Origin of the sequence: Bacillus sp. FSL R9-9834 (genome assembly GCF_038006905.1) — a bacterium.
Classification (GTDB): Bacteria; Bacillota; Bacilli; order Bacillales; family Bacillaceae_G; genus Bacillus_A; species Bacillus_A pacificus.
Genome location: NZ_JBBOWD010000001.1, coordinates 2,163,561 through 2,180,133, shown reverse-complemented (window position 1 = coordinate 2,180,133; position 16,573 = coordinate 2,163,561). Strand labels below are relative to the sequence as shown.

Annotated in this window: 15 protein-coding genes; 4 read left to right on the top strand and 11 right to left on the bottom strand. The window is 34.0% G+C overall.

Annotation, left to right across the window (positions count from 1 at the left end; all coding sequences use genetic code 11):
• Positions 1 to 93: 93 nt before the first annotated feature.
• From MKY00_RS11285 to MKY00_RS11265, 5 genes are all read right to left on the bottom strand, one after another.
• The gene (locus MKY00_RS11285) at positions 94 to 729 is read right to left on the bottom strand and encodes an FMN-dependent NADH-azoreductase (RefSeq protein ID WP_000170016.1); all 636 of its coding nucleotides are present in this window, start codon (positions 727 to 729) and stop codon (positions 94 to 96) included.
• A gap of 242 nt (positions 730 to 971) precedes the next feature.
• Positions 972 to 2,957 (bottom strand): penicillin-binding protein 3, encoded by a 1,986-nt coding sequence (gene pbpC, locus MKY00_RS11280; protein WP_016717381.1) that lies wholly within the window; start codon positions 2,955 to 2,957, stop codon positions 972 to 974.
• A gap of 155 nt (positions 2,958 to 3,112) precedes the next feature.
• Positions 3,113 to 3,601, bottom strand: coding sequence for a dihydrofolate reductase (locus tag MKY00_RS11275; RefSeq protein WP_014893782.1), 489 nt, complete (start codon positions 3,599 to 3,601; stop codon positions 3,113 to 3,115).
• A gap of 19 nt (positions 3,602 to 3,620) precedes the next feature.
• Complete coding sequence (locus MKY00_RS11270; protein ID WP_000679600.1) at positions 3,621 to 4,577, bottom strand: thymidylate synthase; 957 nt, start codon at positions 4,575 to 4,577, stop codon at positions 3,621 to 3,623.
• A gap of 115 nt (positions 4,578 to 4,692) precedes the next feature.
• Entirely contained in the window at positions 4,693 to 7,275 is a 2,583-nt protein-coding gene (locus tag MKY00_RS11265) for an alpha-L-rhamnosidase (RefSeq protein ID WP_016717380.1), read from the bottom strand.
• Positions 7,276 to 7,459: 184 nt separating this feature from the next.
• Between MKY00_RS11265 and MKY00_RS11260 the strand changes: the two genes are divergently transcribed.
• Together MKY00_RS11260 and MKY00_RS11255 are read left to right on the top strand one after the other, a co-directional pair.
• The gene (locus MKY00_RS11260; RefSeq protein ID WP_016717379.1) at positions 7,460 to 8,917 is read left to right on the top strand and encodes a serine hydrolase; all 1,458 of its coding nucleotides are present in this window, start codon (positions 7,460 to 7,462) and stop codon (positions 8,915 to 8,917) included.
• Between the two features lie 122 nt (positions 8,918 to 9,039).
• Positions 9,040 to 10,323, top strand: coding sequence for a S41 family peptidase (locus tag MKY00_RS11255; RefSeq protein WP_016717378.1), 1,284 nt, complete (start codon positions 9,040 to 9,042; stop codon positions 10,321 to 10,323).
• Between the two features lie 34 nt (positions 10,324 to 10,357).
• Here MKY00_RS11255 and MKY00_RS11250 read toward each other — a convergent pair whose 3' ends face one another.
• From MKY00_RS11250 to MKY00_RS11230, 5 genes are all read right to left on the bottom strand, one after another.
• Complete coding sequence (locus tag MKY00_RS11250) at positions 10,358 to 11,293, bottom strand: aminoglycoside phosphotransferase family protein (protein WP_016717377.1); 936 nt, start codon at positions 11,291 to 11,293, stop codon at positions 10,358 to 10,360.
• Positions 11,294 to 11,378: 85 nt separating this feature from the next.
• On the bottom strand, positions 11,379 to 12,014 hold the full coding sequence (locus tag MKY00_RS11245; protein WP_029141114.1) for an HAD family hydrolase: 636 nt from the start codon (positions 12,012 to 12,014) through the stop codon (positions 11,379 to 11,381).
• A 107-nt stretch (positions 12,015 to 12,121) separates the two neighbouring features.
• The gene (locus tag MKY00_RS11240; RefSeq protein WP_001134412.1) at positions 12,122 to 12,709 is read right to left on the bottom strand and encodes a YpjP family protein; all 588 of its coding nucleotides are present in this window, start codon (positions 12,707 to 12,709) and stop codon (positions 12,122 to 12,124) included.
• A gap of 284 nt (positions 12,710 to 12,993) precedes the next feature.
• Positions 12,994 to 14,193, bottom strand: coding sequence for an ABC transporter permease (locus MKY00_RS11235; protein ID WP_016717375.1), 1,200 nt, complete (start codon positions 14,191 to 14,193; stop codon positions 12,994 to 12,996).
• On the bottom strand, positions 14,186 to 14,896 hold the full coding sequence (locus tag MKY00_RS11230; protein ID WP_016717374.1) for an ABC transporter ATP-binding protein: 711 nt from the start codon (positions 14,894 to 14,896) through the stop codon (positions 14,186 to 14,188). The genes MKY00_RS11235 and MKY00_RS11230 overlap by 8 nt, the downstream gene beginning before the upstream one ends.
• Before the next feature lie 153 nt (positions 14,897 to 15,049).
• On the opposite strand from MKY00_RS11230, the gene MKY00_RS11225 reads away from it, so the two are divergent.
• On the top strand, positions 15,050 to 15,481 hold the full coding sequence (locus MKY00_RS11225; RefSeq protein ID WP_016717373.1) for a GNAT family N-acetyltransferase: 432 nt from the start codon (positions 15,050 to 15,052) through the stop codon (positions 15,479 to 15,481).
• A 29-nt stretch (positions 15,482 to 15,510) separates the two neighbouring features.
• A complete protein-coding gene (locus MKY00_RS11220; RefSeq protein WP_016717372.1) occupies positions 15,511 to 16,038 on the top strand; it encodes an HAD-IIIA family hydrolase in 528 nt (175 codons plus the stop codon).
• Between the two features lie 351 nt (positions 16,039 to 16,389).
• On the opposite strand, the gene MKY00_RS11215 is transcribed toward MKY00_RS11220, so the two are convergent.
• Complete coding sequence (locus MKY00_RS11215) at positions 16,390 to 16,572, bottom strand: hypothetical protein (protein WP_016717371.1); 183 nt, start codon at positions 16,570 to 16,572, stop codon at positions 16,390 to 16,392.
• Position 16,573: the final 1 nt, after the last annotated feature.

Genomic DNA, 16,573 nt, shown 5'->3' with positions numbered 1-16,573 from the left:
TATCATTCCGACCTTCATTATACTAGACAAACGAAGGAAAAAGAAGAAAAAAAGTCCAAACAACAAGTGTTTGGACTTTTTAACCATTCTATATTAGAAACGTTTTGCTAATTCACGAGCATTAGCAATTGCTGCTTCTTTAATTTCTTGTGCTTTTTCAGGGTTTGCATTCATACCTTCAACTGCAATATATTCAGTTTCATTTACACCAATAAATCCTAATACTGTTTTTAAGTGATTGCGGCCGAAGTCTACAGCTGCGTATGCTCCTTCAGAATAAACGCCACCTGTCGCTTGAATGTGAAGTGCTTTTTTACCTTCTAATAAGCCAACTGGACCATTTTCAGTATACTTGAATGTTTTACCTGCAATTGCTAAGTTATCTAAGTATGCTTTTACTACTGGTGGATAGCTAAAGTTCCACATTGGAGTTACAAATACATAACGATCTGCATGCATAAATGTTTCTAAGTTTGTGTTCATTGCTGCAACTTTTTGTTGTTGAGCTTCAGTTAAAGCTTCAAATCCTTCACCTGCTGCAAATTTACCCCAAGCAGCGAATACATCTGCATCGATTGCTGGTACTGTAGTATTGAATAAATCAATTGTTACAACTTCATCTTGTGGATGTTCGTTTTTATAAGCTTCGATGAAAGCTTCCCCTACTGCCATTCCGAAAGAACCTTCTGCTGAATTTGGATTTGCTGTAATAAATAGTACTTTTGTCATTGTATTCTCTCCCTTTTCTACATTTTATCTTTAATTTGAGATTTATAATTTGAAAGTAAATAACTTACCTTATGTAAGTATAATACGAAAAGTTTCGTTCGATGTCAATAAAAAATAGCTACTTTTTTTTCGTAAGTTAATGATTTGTTTTGTTTCCTTAAAATTCAGTATACAGATATTAAGGATTCCTTCATAGAAAAAGGTTAGCTCTACAAATTATAGAGCTAACCTTTTATTACATATTATTTTTGAAATACATGTTTTACTTTTTCAGCTGGAATATTACTTCCGCCTCTACCTTTTACATCTTCAATCATCATAGTAATAACCATATCTGGTGAATTTAAATCAAATGCAGCGAACCAGCCTAATTCTTTTCCTTCAGCCTCTTTTGATACTTTTAATTCCGCTGTACCTGTTTTTCCAGCAAGAGTCATGCCATCAATTTTAGCAATTTTCCCAGTACCATCTGGATCATTAATTACTTTCGTCATAGCAGTTTTTAATATATCCTGATTGCCTTTTGAAATTACATTCTCTTTCCAAGCTTTTGGTTGCTTATCTGTTTTAATTATATATGGAGAAGGTATGTTTCCTTCATTAACAATTGGTGCGTACGTTAATGCTAGATGGAGTGGCGTCATTAATACTTGTCCTTGTCCATACCCTGTGTCTGCCATTTGAATATCATTTTTAATACCATCATTTGCGATTTTAGAAGCTGGGAATCCATATTCAATTGGTAATTTCTCATCGAATCCGAATTTTTTCGCTTCACTCATAAATTTATCTTTCCCGATCTTCAAAGCTTCTTGTGCGAAATAAATATTATCCGAGTATTTCATCGCCTTATCAAAATCAATCGGATTTGCATCTTTTACACGTGTTACATAATAATTACCCCAAGAAGAATCTTTTGTCCATTTTAATCCTTCAATTTTTAACTCTTCTTTTGGATCAATTGTTTTCGTTTCAAGACCGATTGCAGCTGTAATCGGCTTAAATACAGATCCTGGAACTGATAATTGTGTAAATCGATTCGTCATCGGTTTTTTCGGATCATTATTTACCGCATCACGTTGCGCTTTTGACGCCCCTCTTGTAAGGGTATTTGGGTTATAAGCTGGCGTGCTCACAAGTGCAAGTGTTTCTCCAGTCTTTGGATTAATTGCTGCACTTGATCCTACCTCATTTTTCATTTCATTATAAATTTCGGTTTGAACTGCACTGTCAATCGTTAAAGTTACATTTTCTCCATCAACAGCATCTGTTTTTGCTAAATTTTTAATTTCTTTTCCTTGTGCATCTTCTACGAAGACACGACCACCTTTTTTACCGCGTAGCTTTTCTTCCAGTACTTGCTCTAAACCAGCTTTACCTACTGGATCATCTGCTTGATAACCTTTCTTTTGTAACGTTTTTAAATCTTCAGCATTCACTTTTCCAATATAGCCAGTAAGATGTGCGGCTTCTTCTCCCAATGGATATGAGCGAACATTTACTGGCTTTGTTGCAACACCAGGTAAATCTATGTACGTATTTTGTGTTGCTCCTTCAGGCAATATTCCAATTGGTACAAGGTAATTTGGTTTTACCCATTTAGCTGCTAGTTTTTGGTCAATTTCTTCGACAGCCATATTTAGTAACTTCGCTACCGTTTCTTTCGTTTGCGGAGCTGCATCCCCTAATTTTTCAGGAATCAATCCGATTTCAGAAGCTTTACCATTTACCGCAAGATATTTACCGTTACGGTCATATATTTCTCCGCGCTTCGGCTCTGTCGTTTGCATACGCACTTTACTATCTTTCGTCATACCTGGGAATATAAAATCAGGAGTCCAATCTATTTTCCAAGATTCTTTATCTCCATCCTTTTCTTTCACCATTTTTGCTTCATGGGCAAAATTGATTTTACCACCAACAGTATCCATGCTTACTTTAAAAGGAACAGGACCTTCATCTTTTTTATCTTCTTTTACTTCTCCTGCTTCTACTTTTAAGTCTTTCACTTCAATGCCAGAATAAATTTTTTCATATTTCTCAGTGAATTCTTTCTTTGAAATATCTTTTTTCGCCTTTTCTGACAATTGATCATACATTTCTGCAAATTTTTGTTTATTCCATGCTTTTGCATATGTATCAAATGCTTCTTGTGGTTTTTCTTCTTTACCACATCCGACTAACATGAATGTTAAGCAAAGAAAAAGAATCCCCCATACCTTTCTCAATCGATTCTCCTCCTCTTTCTATCTTAATACTCTTGAAAATTTTAGCATTTTTACATGCTACCATTCATTATAGCACTATCGAATCTCATCTTTAAACCTATATTGATGGATACAAATAAAAAGATTGATGTGAATTTTCACATCAATCTTTTTTACTATTGTTGCTTCTCATATACATGATAATAGTACGTATACGGATTTTTTTCATCCGTTAAACCTTTTTCAACAAAAATTTCTTTCCAATTTGTCATATCCATTTCTGGGAAGAATGTATCTCCTTCAAATGCATGATGGATTTTTGTTATATATAACTTGTCTACGTAAGGTAAAAAGAGATCATAAATTTGCGCTCCGCCAAAAATAAAGATCTCTTCTTCATTTTTGCATAGCTCAAACACTTCTTCTACAGAATGTGCTACTTCACAGCCTTCAACATGATACCCTTCATTACGAGTTACAATAATATTACGTCTTCCAGGCAGCGGTCTACCAATCGCTTCATAGTTTTTTCTTCCCATAATAAGCGAATGACCCATCGTTGTTTTCTTTACATATTGTAATTCACTCGGTAAACGCCAAGGTAAATTATTATCTTTACCAATTACTCTATTCTCGTCCATTGCGACCATAAATGAAACTATCATCTTTTCATCTCCTCTACAATTACACTGCAACCGGTGCTTTAATTGCTGGGTGTGGATCATATCCTTCAATCGTTAAATCTTCCATTTCAAAATCAAACACAGATTTCACATCTGGATTTAATGTAAGTTTTGGGAACGGACGTGGTTCACGCGCCAATTGCTTTTCTACTTGCTCAAAATGATTCGTATAAATGTGGGCATCTCCAATTGTATGAACAAATTCTCCCACTTCAAGTCCGCATTCATGTGCAATTAAATGTGTTAGTAACGAGTAACTTGCAATGTTAAATGGAATTCCAAGGAATATATCACCACTTCTTTGATATAGCTGACAAGAAAGTTTACCGTCTGCTACATAAAACTGAAATAACGTATGACAAGGTGGTAATGCCATACTTGGTACATCTTCAGGATTCCAAGCAGATACAATTAGGCGACGTGAATCTGGCGTTTTTTTAATCATTTCAATTACATCTTTTAATTGATCAAGCGTCTCACCAGCTGTCGTTTTCCAAGCACGCCACTGCTTACCGTATACGTCTCCTAAATAACCATATTTATTTGAGAAGTCATCATCTTCTAAAACGTTCTTTTTAAACAATTCCATTTGCTCATCGTACTGAACTTTAAATTCCTCATCTTGTTGTGAGCGAAGACCGAAATCAGTCATGTCAGGACCCGTATACTCGTCACTTTCTACCCAACTCTTAAATGCCCATTCATTCCAAATGTTGTTATTATGCTGCAATAAATAACGAATATTTGTATCACCTTTCATAAACCAAAGTAGCTCACTTGCTACAAGTCGAAACGGCACTCTCTTTGTTGTTAATAAAGGAAAACCTTTACTTAGATCAAAACGCATTTGATATCCAAATACAGATACAGTGCCTGTCCCTGTACGGTCTTCTTTCTTCGTACCATGCTCCATTACATGGCGGCATAAATTTAAGTATTCATTTTCAGCATGTTTCATATGTAGAAAAACCTTCTTTCAAATCTCTAGTCTATATGGATTTTATCATAAATTTAATGCTAACAGATTGAACAAACTAAATTTATAAAAAAACATTTCTATACTTAACAAAATTCTACTTCTGTATGTTCTTACAAAATCTAAATTCATATGCGCCTGAACCTAATTTCATTTCAGGCATATCACTTGACCTCCAATCATCTTCCACTATTCGTAATGTAGCAGATGTATTTGTTGGCACATCAACGTTTAATACTGCTTGTCCATGTTCTACACGCCAATCAATTTTAATTTCCCCATATGCTGTTTCACGCTTAATACAAACCCAATCTAGATTAGAATTAAAATGAGGCTGAATATAAAAATGTTTATATGCTGGTTTTGTTTCATCCACTTCTAATCCAATAATATATCGGTATATCCATTCAACGATAGAACCATATGCGTAATGATTGTACGAATTCATACTATCATTCCAAAGGGCTCCATCCTCTTTCACACCATCCCAATGTTCCCAAATCGTTGTGGCACCTTGTTTCACTTGGTATAACCATGATGGATAATCTTCATGAAATAGAAGCTTACAAGCAAGGTCATGACGGTTAAACTTGCTTAATATTAAATTTAAATACGGTGTTCCTATAAAACCTGTTGTTAAATGATTTTTATTTTCTTTTAAAAGCTCAATTAAGCGATTAAATACTTTCTCCTTCATATTATCTTTCACTAATTCAAAAAGAAGTACTAATATGTGGGCTGTTTGTGTATTTGAAATTAACCTACCATTCGGTGTAACGAATTCATTTTGAAACGCTTGAACAATATTTCCATGTAGCTCTGCATAAAACTTAGCATCTGTATTTTCACCTAAAATCTCAGCAACCTTTCGTAAAAGCGATGTAGAATACGCATAATAAGCTGTCGCAATAAAATGCTTGTCTGTTCCGCCTTCATATACATCAGGTTTCGTATCTAATGCGAGCCAATCCCCTAAATGATAGCCTGTATCCCATAAATACTCATTTTCACCTTGTGAACGTATGTAATCTATATACTTCTTCATACTGTCATATTGTTCTTTTAAAATGGATACATCTCCGTAATGTAAATAATGAACCCATGGACAAATAATTGCTGCATCGCCCCAACCGCCAGAAGTATCTAAATCAAAGTCCGGTCTTTTCCCAAATGCATCTGGAATAACTAACGGCACTGCTCCGTTAACATTTTGGTCTAATGATAAATCTTGGAGCCACTTTTTAAAGAACGATTGCACATTCATAATTTGTGTAGCCGTCCCAATGAACATTTGTGCATCTCCTGTCCATCCAAGTCGATCGTCTCGCTGCGGACAATCTGTTGGTACATCAAAGAAGTTCCCTCTTTGAGACCACTCCACATTATGATGAAGTTGATTGATTAATGGATTAGACGTTTCAAATGCTGTCGCTTTTTCCATATCTGTATGTAATACACACCCTTCAAAATCTGCTATTTGAGGCGGCTGGGTTAATCCACTTATTTTCACATACCTAAAGCCTTGGTAGGTAAAATGAGGTTCAAACGTTTCCTCTTCCTCTCCTTTTGCTATATACACTATTTTTTGTTTTGCCTTGCGGAGATTTCCATTATAAAAACTACCGTCTTTATTTAATATTTCAGCATGATGCAATTCTATCTTTTGTCCAGTATAAACATGACGGACTTTAAACCGAACCCAACCTACCATATTTTGTCCCATATCAATAAGCCATTCATGATTTGGTAGTTTTGAAATAGCGATTGGTTTTATAATTTTCATTTTACGAATCGCTTCATTTTCCTGTGCAACAATTATTTGTTTGGCATGCTCAATTACTTCAACATCTTCTAGCTCTTGATCACTTTCTTCTAGCCTAGCGTCATAAACTTCTCCTTCATAAATTTCCGAATACAAAATAGGGCTTGGAGTTACTTTCCATGTTTCATCTGTTACAATTTTTTCTTTCGTTCCATCTTTATACGTGATATGTACTTGAGCAATTATCGCTCTCCTTCTCCCGTAATAATTACGTACATGATGCATAGTAATCGGCCCTTTATACCACCCATTTCCTACCATTGCGGAAATATCATTTTGACCAATCTTTAATACATGCGTTATATCATACGTTTGATACAACACTCTCTTATCATAACTTGTCCATCCTGGGGTAAAATAACAATCTCCAATACGCTCTCCATTTATAGAAGCCTCGTATAATCCTAAACTAGTGATATATAAACGTGCTTTTTCAACTAATTTTTTAATAGAAAAGCTTTTATTAAAAGACATTACCTTCGTGCGCTCTTTTTTCGCAGCAATCCAGTTCCCGCTCCAATTATCTTGCCCTTGTAATCCAGTCTCCCAAAATGCTACTTCTGACCAAGCTGACTCTTCTTCATGATTATCCCATGCCTTCACTCGGTAAAAATAGCGTGTTTCCCTACTATATGAAAACGAATTGATTGGTATATATAAACTTTGATCTGTCTCTACCTTCTGCGAATCGAATACTATAGTTTGAAACTCTTTATCCTTCGCAACCTGCAATTGATACGCAAGTTGTTTTACATTTCGGTTACTCGACTCGAGTTGCCAACTAATTTTAACAACTTTCGAATCTATACCTATCGGATTATTTTTATTATCACAGCGCAATTTCTTTATTATTAGCACACTTCTTCACCATCTTTTCTAAATATTAATTTAAATTAATTATAATAAAAACAAAATTCTAAATAAATAATAATTTCATTCATCCTTACAAAATTATTAACTTTCCATATTTATAAAGGTTTTTATTTTCTATTACCGAAAGTATAGTGCGGTAGAACAAAAATTATATTTGGAGGTTAGAAGTATGTCTAAAATTGAAACGCCTGTTATGACTTCTTTACAAAAAACGGTTGAAAAAATGATGAAGGATTTAAACGTTCCGGGAGCTGCTGTAGCTATTATAAAAGACGGTGAAGTTATTATTTCAGAAGGATTTGGCTATCGAAATTTAGAGACAAAAGAACCAGTTACACCGCGTACTTTGTTCGCAATTGGTTCCTCAACGAAAGCTTTTGGCACACTTTCATTAAGTTTGTTAGCACAGCAAAAAAGGTTTAATTGGGATACTCCTGTCCAGTCTTATATACCTAACTTCTCTTTATCTGAACTACTTGCTAGTTCACAAGTTACAGGACGAGATTTAGCTTCTCATCGTACCGGGGTAAGTCGTCATGATGCCCTTTGGTACAGCTCTTCCTTATCTCGAAAAGATCTCGTTGAAAAAATAAAACATTTACCACTTGATGCACCGTTCCGCACATCATTTCTATATAACAACTTAATGTATGCGACAATTAGCTATATTGTAGAAAACATAACGAATCAAACGTGGGAGCAATACACTACAGAACATATTTTAGAACCTTTAAATATGAGACATACAAACTTCTCTGTTACCGATTCACAAACGACAGATGAATACGCTTTACCTTACATTGAAAATGACGGTGAAATAAAAGAAGTTCCATTCCGCAACATTGATACCGTTGGCGCTGCTGGTTGTATCAATTCTACAATTAAAGATATGGCAAATTGGGTACTTCTTCACTTAAATGAAGGAAAATTTGGAGATCATGAATTAATCTCCTCTGAATTATTACAACAAATGTATACACCACACAATTCCATTCCAGACCAACCGGTTTTATCACTCCCTGAATCTCCATTAAATAGTTACGGTCTTGGTTGGTTTATTAGCGCTTATCGTGGTAAAAAAGTGATTCATCATGGCGGTAATATCGATGGATTTTCAGCGCTTGTTTCATTCATACCAACAGAAAACATAGGCCTTGTCATTTTAACGAATGCTGGAGGAACATTACTTCCTACTTATCTCGCTAATCAAATTTATGACGAACTACTTGAATTAGAATCCATTGATTGGCATAAACGTGCTGTAGAAGATACTGAAAAAATGAAGGAAATGATGAAAGAAGCAACTGAATCCCTCCCAGAACAAATGAAAGGGACTACACCTTCGCACAAGTTAGAGGATTATACTGGTACTTTTGAACACCCTGCATACGGAACATTACAAGTATACAAACGAGATGATTCGTTATTTGTACAATTTATGGAGATGGACATTCAATTAACGCATCATCATTACGACATCTTTTCTGCAAAAGTTGATTTATTCCAAATGAAAATGAGTTTATTATTCGCTTATGAAATGAATGTGAGTGGTGAATTTCCATCGCTTCAGTTACATGTGCCAGCTACACTTAGTACTCAGCCACTTGCATTTAAGAAAACAAAATAAATATTTTAATAGAGGGACGATAACTCTTCCCTCTATTCCCCTTTTCTCTATGTAAAAAGGATAATACATAAAGGATACCGAATTCTATTATTTATCTAATTAAATTATCTGGAGGAAAAGCTATGTACACAGAAATTTTCAAAGAAGTTGTTTCAATTACTCATCACGATTATTCAGGCTGTATAGATAAGAAAGGATGGGACGATCCCACTACTTATTTACATTCAATCGAGAAACTAGAGGAACAAGGAGAACTAACACCAGTACGCTTTACTGAAATTGTAAATGACTACTTACTAGACTATAAAGACAATCATATGTTTTTCAAAATTAGCACTAGCGATCAACCTCTTAACAATGTGGGCTTCCAAGTGAAAAGATACGAAGATCGCTTATATATTACATCTACTTCAGCTGAAAAAAGAGTAAAAAAAGGACAAGCTATCCTTGCATTAGACAATATGAAAATCCCTGATTTATTAATAAAATATAAGAAGTATTTAAATGAGAATTCATATGAACGTGAAAAATGGGGATATGTTTTATCAAAGTTTTCAAATTGTACACTTATAGATGAAAATGGATTGACCCACACAATTACTTTACAAAAGTATAAACAGAGCAAATATACACCTATATATTCAATAGAAAAATGTAATAAAAATACACTCTTAATTACTTTGACGGACTTCGCAAATGCTGAAGCTATCAATACATTATTAGACTCACACAAAGAGGAGCTTAATGCTTTTCCGAATTTAATCATAGATGTGCGATTAAATCGTGGCGGGAGTGATGATGCATTTTTCAACCTACTTCCTTACTTATTTGAAGACAAAGAAATTTCTCTTTTCGATTCTTCAGAAACAATGCAATTAAATCATACAGAACGAAACTTTCATTTACGTATGAAAGACATCGAAAGGGAAGATTATGATTCTTTAGACGAACTTTCCAAATTATTCACTAATATGTTTATTCAAGATTTAAAAAAGAATTATAAAAAAGGATTCGTTACATTTAATACTTCTAGTTTACCAAAAGAACTTCAATCATTAAAAATACACGGACGAAAATCACCTAGTAGAGTAGTTATATTAACAGATGTTACATGTGGGAGTTCTGGCGATTCTTTTGTAGAAGTTGCAAAAAAATCATTGAAAGTAAAAGTAATAGGTCGTCCTACTGCTGGTGTAAATGATTATTCTAATTTAGCAGTAATGGAATGGGCTGATACATTCGTTCTTTACTACCCTACTTCACGACTTTCAATTATAGATAAAGGCGAAGGAATGTCCGGAATTGGTATACAACCACATATACATATCCCATGGACTCCGGAACATATACAAGAAGATGTGGATTTAAAATTAGCATTGCAACTACTTCAAAACGAAGAATGGTAAAAAATAAAAGGCAGATGTGATTCACACCTGCCTTTTATTTTTTTATATCAATTTTTTCTGGTTGAAACCAAATTGGCTTTAATAGCTCAAAGTCTTTATGATCCTCTAAAACTACAGTAAGACGCTCTAGCGTATCATCTAACATATGTGGTGCTGCTCGTAATGTCCATACAACTGATGAGAACACTGTCATACCTACGTATACCGCATATAATTTCCAAAACTCCTCTGGTATTCTCCCATTAAAGTATCCTTCTATTTGTCCGATTGAATACGGAATACTAATGTCTCTTGCAAATAGTGCTATTTTTACAAAATCATGAAGTGGGTCGCCCCAATCATAACCATTAAAATCAACAACACCTACATATTTCCCATCCCGTACAATTATATTTTCTAAATGAAAATCATCGTGTTGAAATTGATTGGGGCGATTTTGTAAATACATTTCATTTTCATCAATAAACTTAATGATTTTATCATCATTTTTTATTTTTATTCCGCATGTTTTGTATGCCTCTACATATTTTTGATGTTTTTTCATGGCTCTTTCATACCATGGAAGTGTATCATTAGGAGCTTCATATGTATGCATTTTTGCTAAATCTTTTCCTGCCTCTATGCCAATTTCATATTGTTTTTTTGGTGTATACGTAGGCAATAGCTTCTTCGCATCTTCCCCTTCTAAATATGAAAAAATACTATAGCATACACCTTCTTCTTCCAATATACCTATTTCAATCGGCCTTTGTGCCTGTACGTTACGTTTTGCCATTTCATTTAAAATTTGAAACTCTATTTTCCTTCTTTCATACTCTTGTATATCGCCAATCCGTAACAAATATTTTTCATTATCAATTGTCGTAACTATATATTTTTTATCCGGTGAAAAACCTTTAGAAATTTCTACAATATTCGCTGCATCTTTTACTATTTGTATATTGTTTTGCCATGTTGTAATTGTTTTCATGTATATTCCCCCTTACATTTCTACATTTGGTGTATACGCTACCCAAAATTACATATGATGAATGCCTGCTCGAAGTTTATTCCTATTAAGAATACGCTCCTTGTACTACTTGCACAATTTCCATCGGTGTATTGACCATATAATCTGGTGCATCTTTTTTCACTGTTTCAATGACATCATATCCCCAAGATACCCATATTACGTTCACCCCAGCCTTTTTACACGCTGCTACGTCTCGCTGTTCGTCACCGACGTATAACATATCTTGCTCAGTTATTTTTTTCGATTTTAAAAATCTTTTTATCATTTTATCTTTACCGAACAAATTTTTAGAACAATATACTTCTTGTATATTTTCTATATTATTATTGTGTAAAAATGCCCGAATATGCTCTTCTGAGTTGGATGATATGACTGCAATTCCGTAGCCTTTTTTATGTAACTCATCTAATACATCCTTCATCCCATGGAACAAAATAAGATCTTTTATGGCAGGTTGATACAATTTATAAAACTCCAGTGCTAATATCGGTAGTTTATACAATGGTACATCGAGTTGTTTACATCTCTCTGGCATCGTTAATTTACGTAAATACTCAATTTCTTCTTCCTTTACCGTTTTATATCCGTGCTTTTTAGCAATTTGATTATAGATTGGTACAAATATATTTTGTGAATCTACTAATGTGCCATCAAAGTCAAAAACAATATATTTTTGCATTCCCATACTCCCTTTTCTTCTTTTTGCTAAACCTATTTTATTCAACACCGCCGTTGTCTTACCCTTCTATACACATAAAAAAAGAACAAGATTTTCTCTTGTTCTTTTTAAGAAAGCCACTTTGGTGGTACATTCGTATTCCAATAAATATTCCCTAACTCATGGTGTCCAGAGTACCCATCATCAAAACGGTGATAGTGGAAATTAAAATAGTAACCATCTTGCGGTGGATGATCTCTCCTTACATGAAATCGCAATAAGTCATTTCCTGATTTCGTGTCATAAACGTGAAAGATTTTTTCATTATTCCCACCAGCTGGTTTTTGGGAAATCGCTAATGATTGTAGTGAATCTTCTGGTACATCATTGGCAAGCTCAGCAATTGCCTCTTCAATTTTCGGTAATATTACATCTTTAAATTCATCTTCAATTACTGGACCAATTTTAGTTCCAAACTTTTGCATCGACTGCTTCTCTGCTTCTTGCATTGCATACGTAATAAAAGTATCGGTGGTTAACCTGTCATTCGTTTCTTCATATGTATAGGACGTACTCTCCAAATTTTGTTGCCCAGCTGTGCTCGTAGGCTTGTCCGCAGCTTTGGCATTATCAAGCAATATGGAAGGAGGCGTCACTAAACCAAATGTAAATACGGTAATTAATGCGACTAAGGTTTTTCTAAACCAATTTGGCATGTATGTTTCCTCCCCTTTCACTCATTATATTTTATATAACGGTTGTTTTCTCTATTATACAAAATGATTGTAATTTTTGCACTTTACAATTTTGTTAACGTTCACATATTTTTCACTTGAATATGAAATTGTAAGATTTCATACAATAAAATACAACAACAATGAGGAGGAGATCCGATGACTTTAGATGTCATGTATTCCGCCGCAAGCATACTCGTTTTAGTATATTTTATTTATCAATGTGTTACGGATTAGAAAAAAGAGCCATTTTTCGGCTCTTTTTTCTATGGTAAGAATACTATCCAACCAATTAATACTATAAAAATAATCCCGGCAATTACAGCTGGCAATAAATAAAAATGAGAAAGTATAACTATTCCATACAAAAGTATTACTGGAAACAATAAATAGCGATCTGTCTTCCATCTTAACAAGAGTAATTTGCCTTCATCACAATATAAATGAAGAAACATTTTGTTCGTAAACTCATTCCAATAGTCGCGCGCATAACGGGAAATTGCAAATAAAGCAAATGCAAGAATAATAGCGGCAATCCACTTCGGACTCATAATAATACTAACAGTACTTATACATACAATTTGAATATAAAATATTCGCGCACTACTTGTACGGAAAAATTCTTTTAAAAAGGATTCAACAATACGAGAATCCTTTTTCTTCCCTAAAAACTTTTTAGAACATGGAAACATCCACGCCTTTTTATTCGAACTACTCGGTTTAGCTGTATGACCACCAACTTGTATAATCCGACTCGTCCAGCGCATACTTTCTTCTTTTTCTCTCTCAACTTCTTTAAAAAAGCAATTTTTATAATTTAATTTTTCTTTTATCAATATGATAATTAGAAACACTGTTAGACCGATACTTAGTATAGAATACAATGGATTTTTATAAATAAGAAACAAACTCAATCCAAAAAAGGATAGACTTATAGAAAATATTACATTTTTTATAATCCATAGTAGCCATCGTTTCCCCACACGTACATGAATAAATCTCGTTAATAACGCCAACAAAAATCGAAATACAGTAAAGAATAGCCAAAATAATACGACTTGTATCTTCGTCACTCCAATACTTTTCATCAACACTGGTAACATCGCAACAACAACTACTACATTCGTTATTGCTATTCGAATAAACGTATATGTCATGCCATACTGGATTAATTTTTGCATGTGAGCGGGGTACGAAATTAAAAATAAACTATCCGCTTGCTCAAAAAATGAGCGAACTCCTCTTCCATATGTAATCGCATAAAATGCGAGTAGACTTAATCCGAAATAAACAGTCTCTCCCATCGATAATTCTTCCGTCCATAGTGAACGATAATAAATCCCCATAAATATAAATGCTGGAATAACAATATATAGCGCAACCGTCCAATCCGTTATAGAACGTATGGACTTCCATTTCCGCCCTAGTTCATGGCATAATCTTTTATAAAATTGTTTTTTAATCATGTTGTTCACGCCTTACAATTACATCAAAACAGTCTAATAATGAACTTCCTGGCCTTTCTGCTAACGTTTGAATTGCCTCTAAATGGCCATCTGCGACTAATGTACCTTGAGAGATGAGTAAAAATCTTTCGCAAATTCTTTCAGCTGTATCTAATACGTGCGTACAAAGTAAAATTCCTGCCCCGCGTTCTTTTTCTTTATATAAATAACTTAAAAACTCTTTCGTAGCTACCGGATCTAAACCGATAAAAGGTTCGTCAATGATATAAAAATCTGGTTCAGTTAAAAATGCTAATATAAGCATCGATTTTTGTTTCATCCCTTTTGAAAACTTTGATAAATACTCATGTTTATGCTTATCCATTCGAAACATATGTAATAACTCTTCAGCTTTCCGTTCCCAGCTTCCGGCTTCGTTCTCGCGAGCAGCCATTAATAATTCAATATGTTCCCAAAGCGTTAAATAATCATAATACGTCGGGTGTTCTGGCACATATGCATACGGATTTTTCTTCTCGCCAAATGATATTTCACCATCCACATTTACAAGTAACCCGAGCATCGTTTTAATCGTTGTACTTTTCCCGGCACCATTTGCGCCAATAAGAGCAACTAATTCGCCTTGCTCAATCGAAAAGGCAATATCATGAATTGTTTTTTCACCTATTTCATATCCAGCAGAACGGATATTTACTTCTAACATACATTCCCCTTCTTTCCATTTCCAATACAAACTAGGAAAAGAATAACATACAACTATCTATATATCATTATAAAATATTTATTTTCATAGCAGGAATAAATATTTTTTAATAGAATACTTAATGTTTGATTACATTTAATTGGAGTGGATAATATGTCTTTTGAAATTCGTGAAGCTACGATAGACGATATAGATGCACTTTGTTCTTTAACAAAAGAATTAAAAGGTTCCTCTATTTCGTATGAAGATATGAACAACCGATTGCAATTCGTACAAATGAGTCCTTTTGATTTGTTATATGTTTATGAGGAAGAAAAAACTATACTTGGATTACTTGGGTTTCGTATACGTGAAAATTTAGAAGATGTAACTCGGTATGGAGAAATTTCAATTATTAGCGTTGATTCTACAATACGACGGAAAGGCGTTGGGCAAGCATTAATGGATTATGCAGAGCAATTAGCAAAGAAGCATAATTGCATTGGCACATGGCTAGTTAGTGGAACAAAAAGAGTAGAAGCTCATCCTTTTTACAAAAAATTAGGATATGAAGTGAATGGATATCGATTTGTAAAACATTTTTAAACTACTTGTTAATTGAAAGGACTATAACTATGACAAACATTCAAGCAATTTTCATTGATCGTGACGGTACAATTGGTGGCGATACTACCATACATTACCCAGGATCATTTACATTATTTCCTTTTACAAAAGCATCACTGCAAAAATTAAAAGCTAATCATATAAAATTTTTCTCTTTTACAAATCAACCAGGTATCGCGGATGGGATAGCGACCATAGCCGATTTCTCACAAGAATTAAAAGGCTTCGGTTTTGATGATATTTACGTATGTCCTCATAAACACGGTGATGGTTGCGAATGTCGTAAACCAAATACAGGCATGCTGCTACAAGCAGCCGAAAAACACGGGCTTGATTTAACACAATGTGCTGTAATTGGTGATCGCTGGACTGATATCGTTGCAGGAGCAAAAGTGAATGCGACAACGATTTTAGTACGAACAGGTGCTGGATACGACGCTTTACATACGTACCGAGACAAGTGGGCACATATTGAACCAAACTACATTGCAGAAAACTTTGAAGATGCGACAAATTGGATTTTAAATTACCAATAAAAATTCACCAAAGGGTCTTCACATTGTTTAGATTAAACAATATCAAAAAGCAGTATAATTCTGTACATCTGATCCTGTTCGCACCACAAATAACTTCATCTTCTACAACATTGGGAATGATTTTCTCAAATACATGTTGAGGGGCTAATTCCGATAAGAATAAAGATTGCTAAAAAAGTTGTTTATGAATTCTTTATTTGATAATGAAGAACGCCATTTTGAAAAAATATTGATCAAAATGGCGTTTCTTTTTAACTAAATATCGGATTTTCATAAAAAAGTTTGTACTAGTTTAAGTTTAGTGTTTCACAAAAATAGAATGATTATGGTTTATTTTATTATTTAGTTCTATTACTCTTTATGATCCTTGAATCCAAATGCAATTAAAACAATACTAATAATAATCAAAAGAATATTACCTGCTGTATGCGAAATACTCGGAATGACGTTTTCTAGAATGAATGTCCCAGAAAACAGAGCGCGAACACCAATCCCCAAAATAACAAGCCCGATTATTCCTAAAAAGATTTTCATA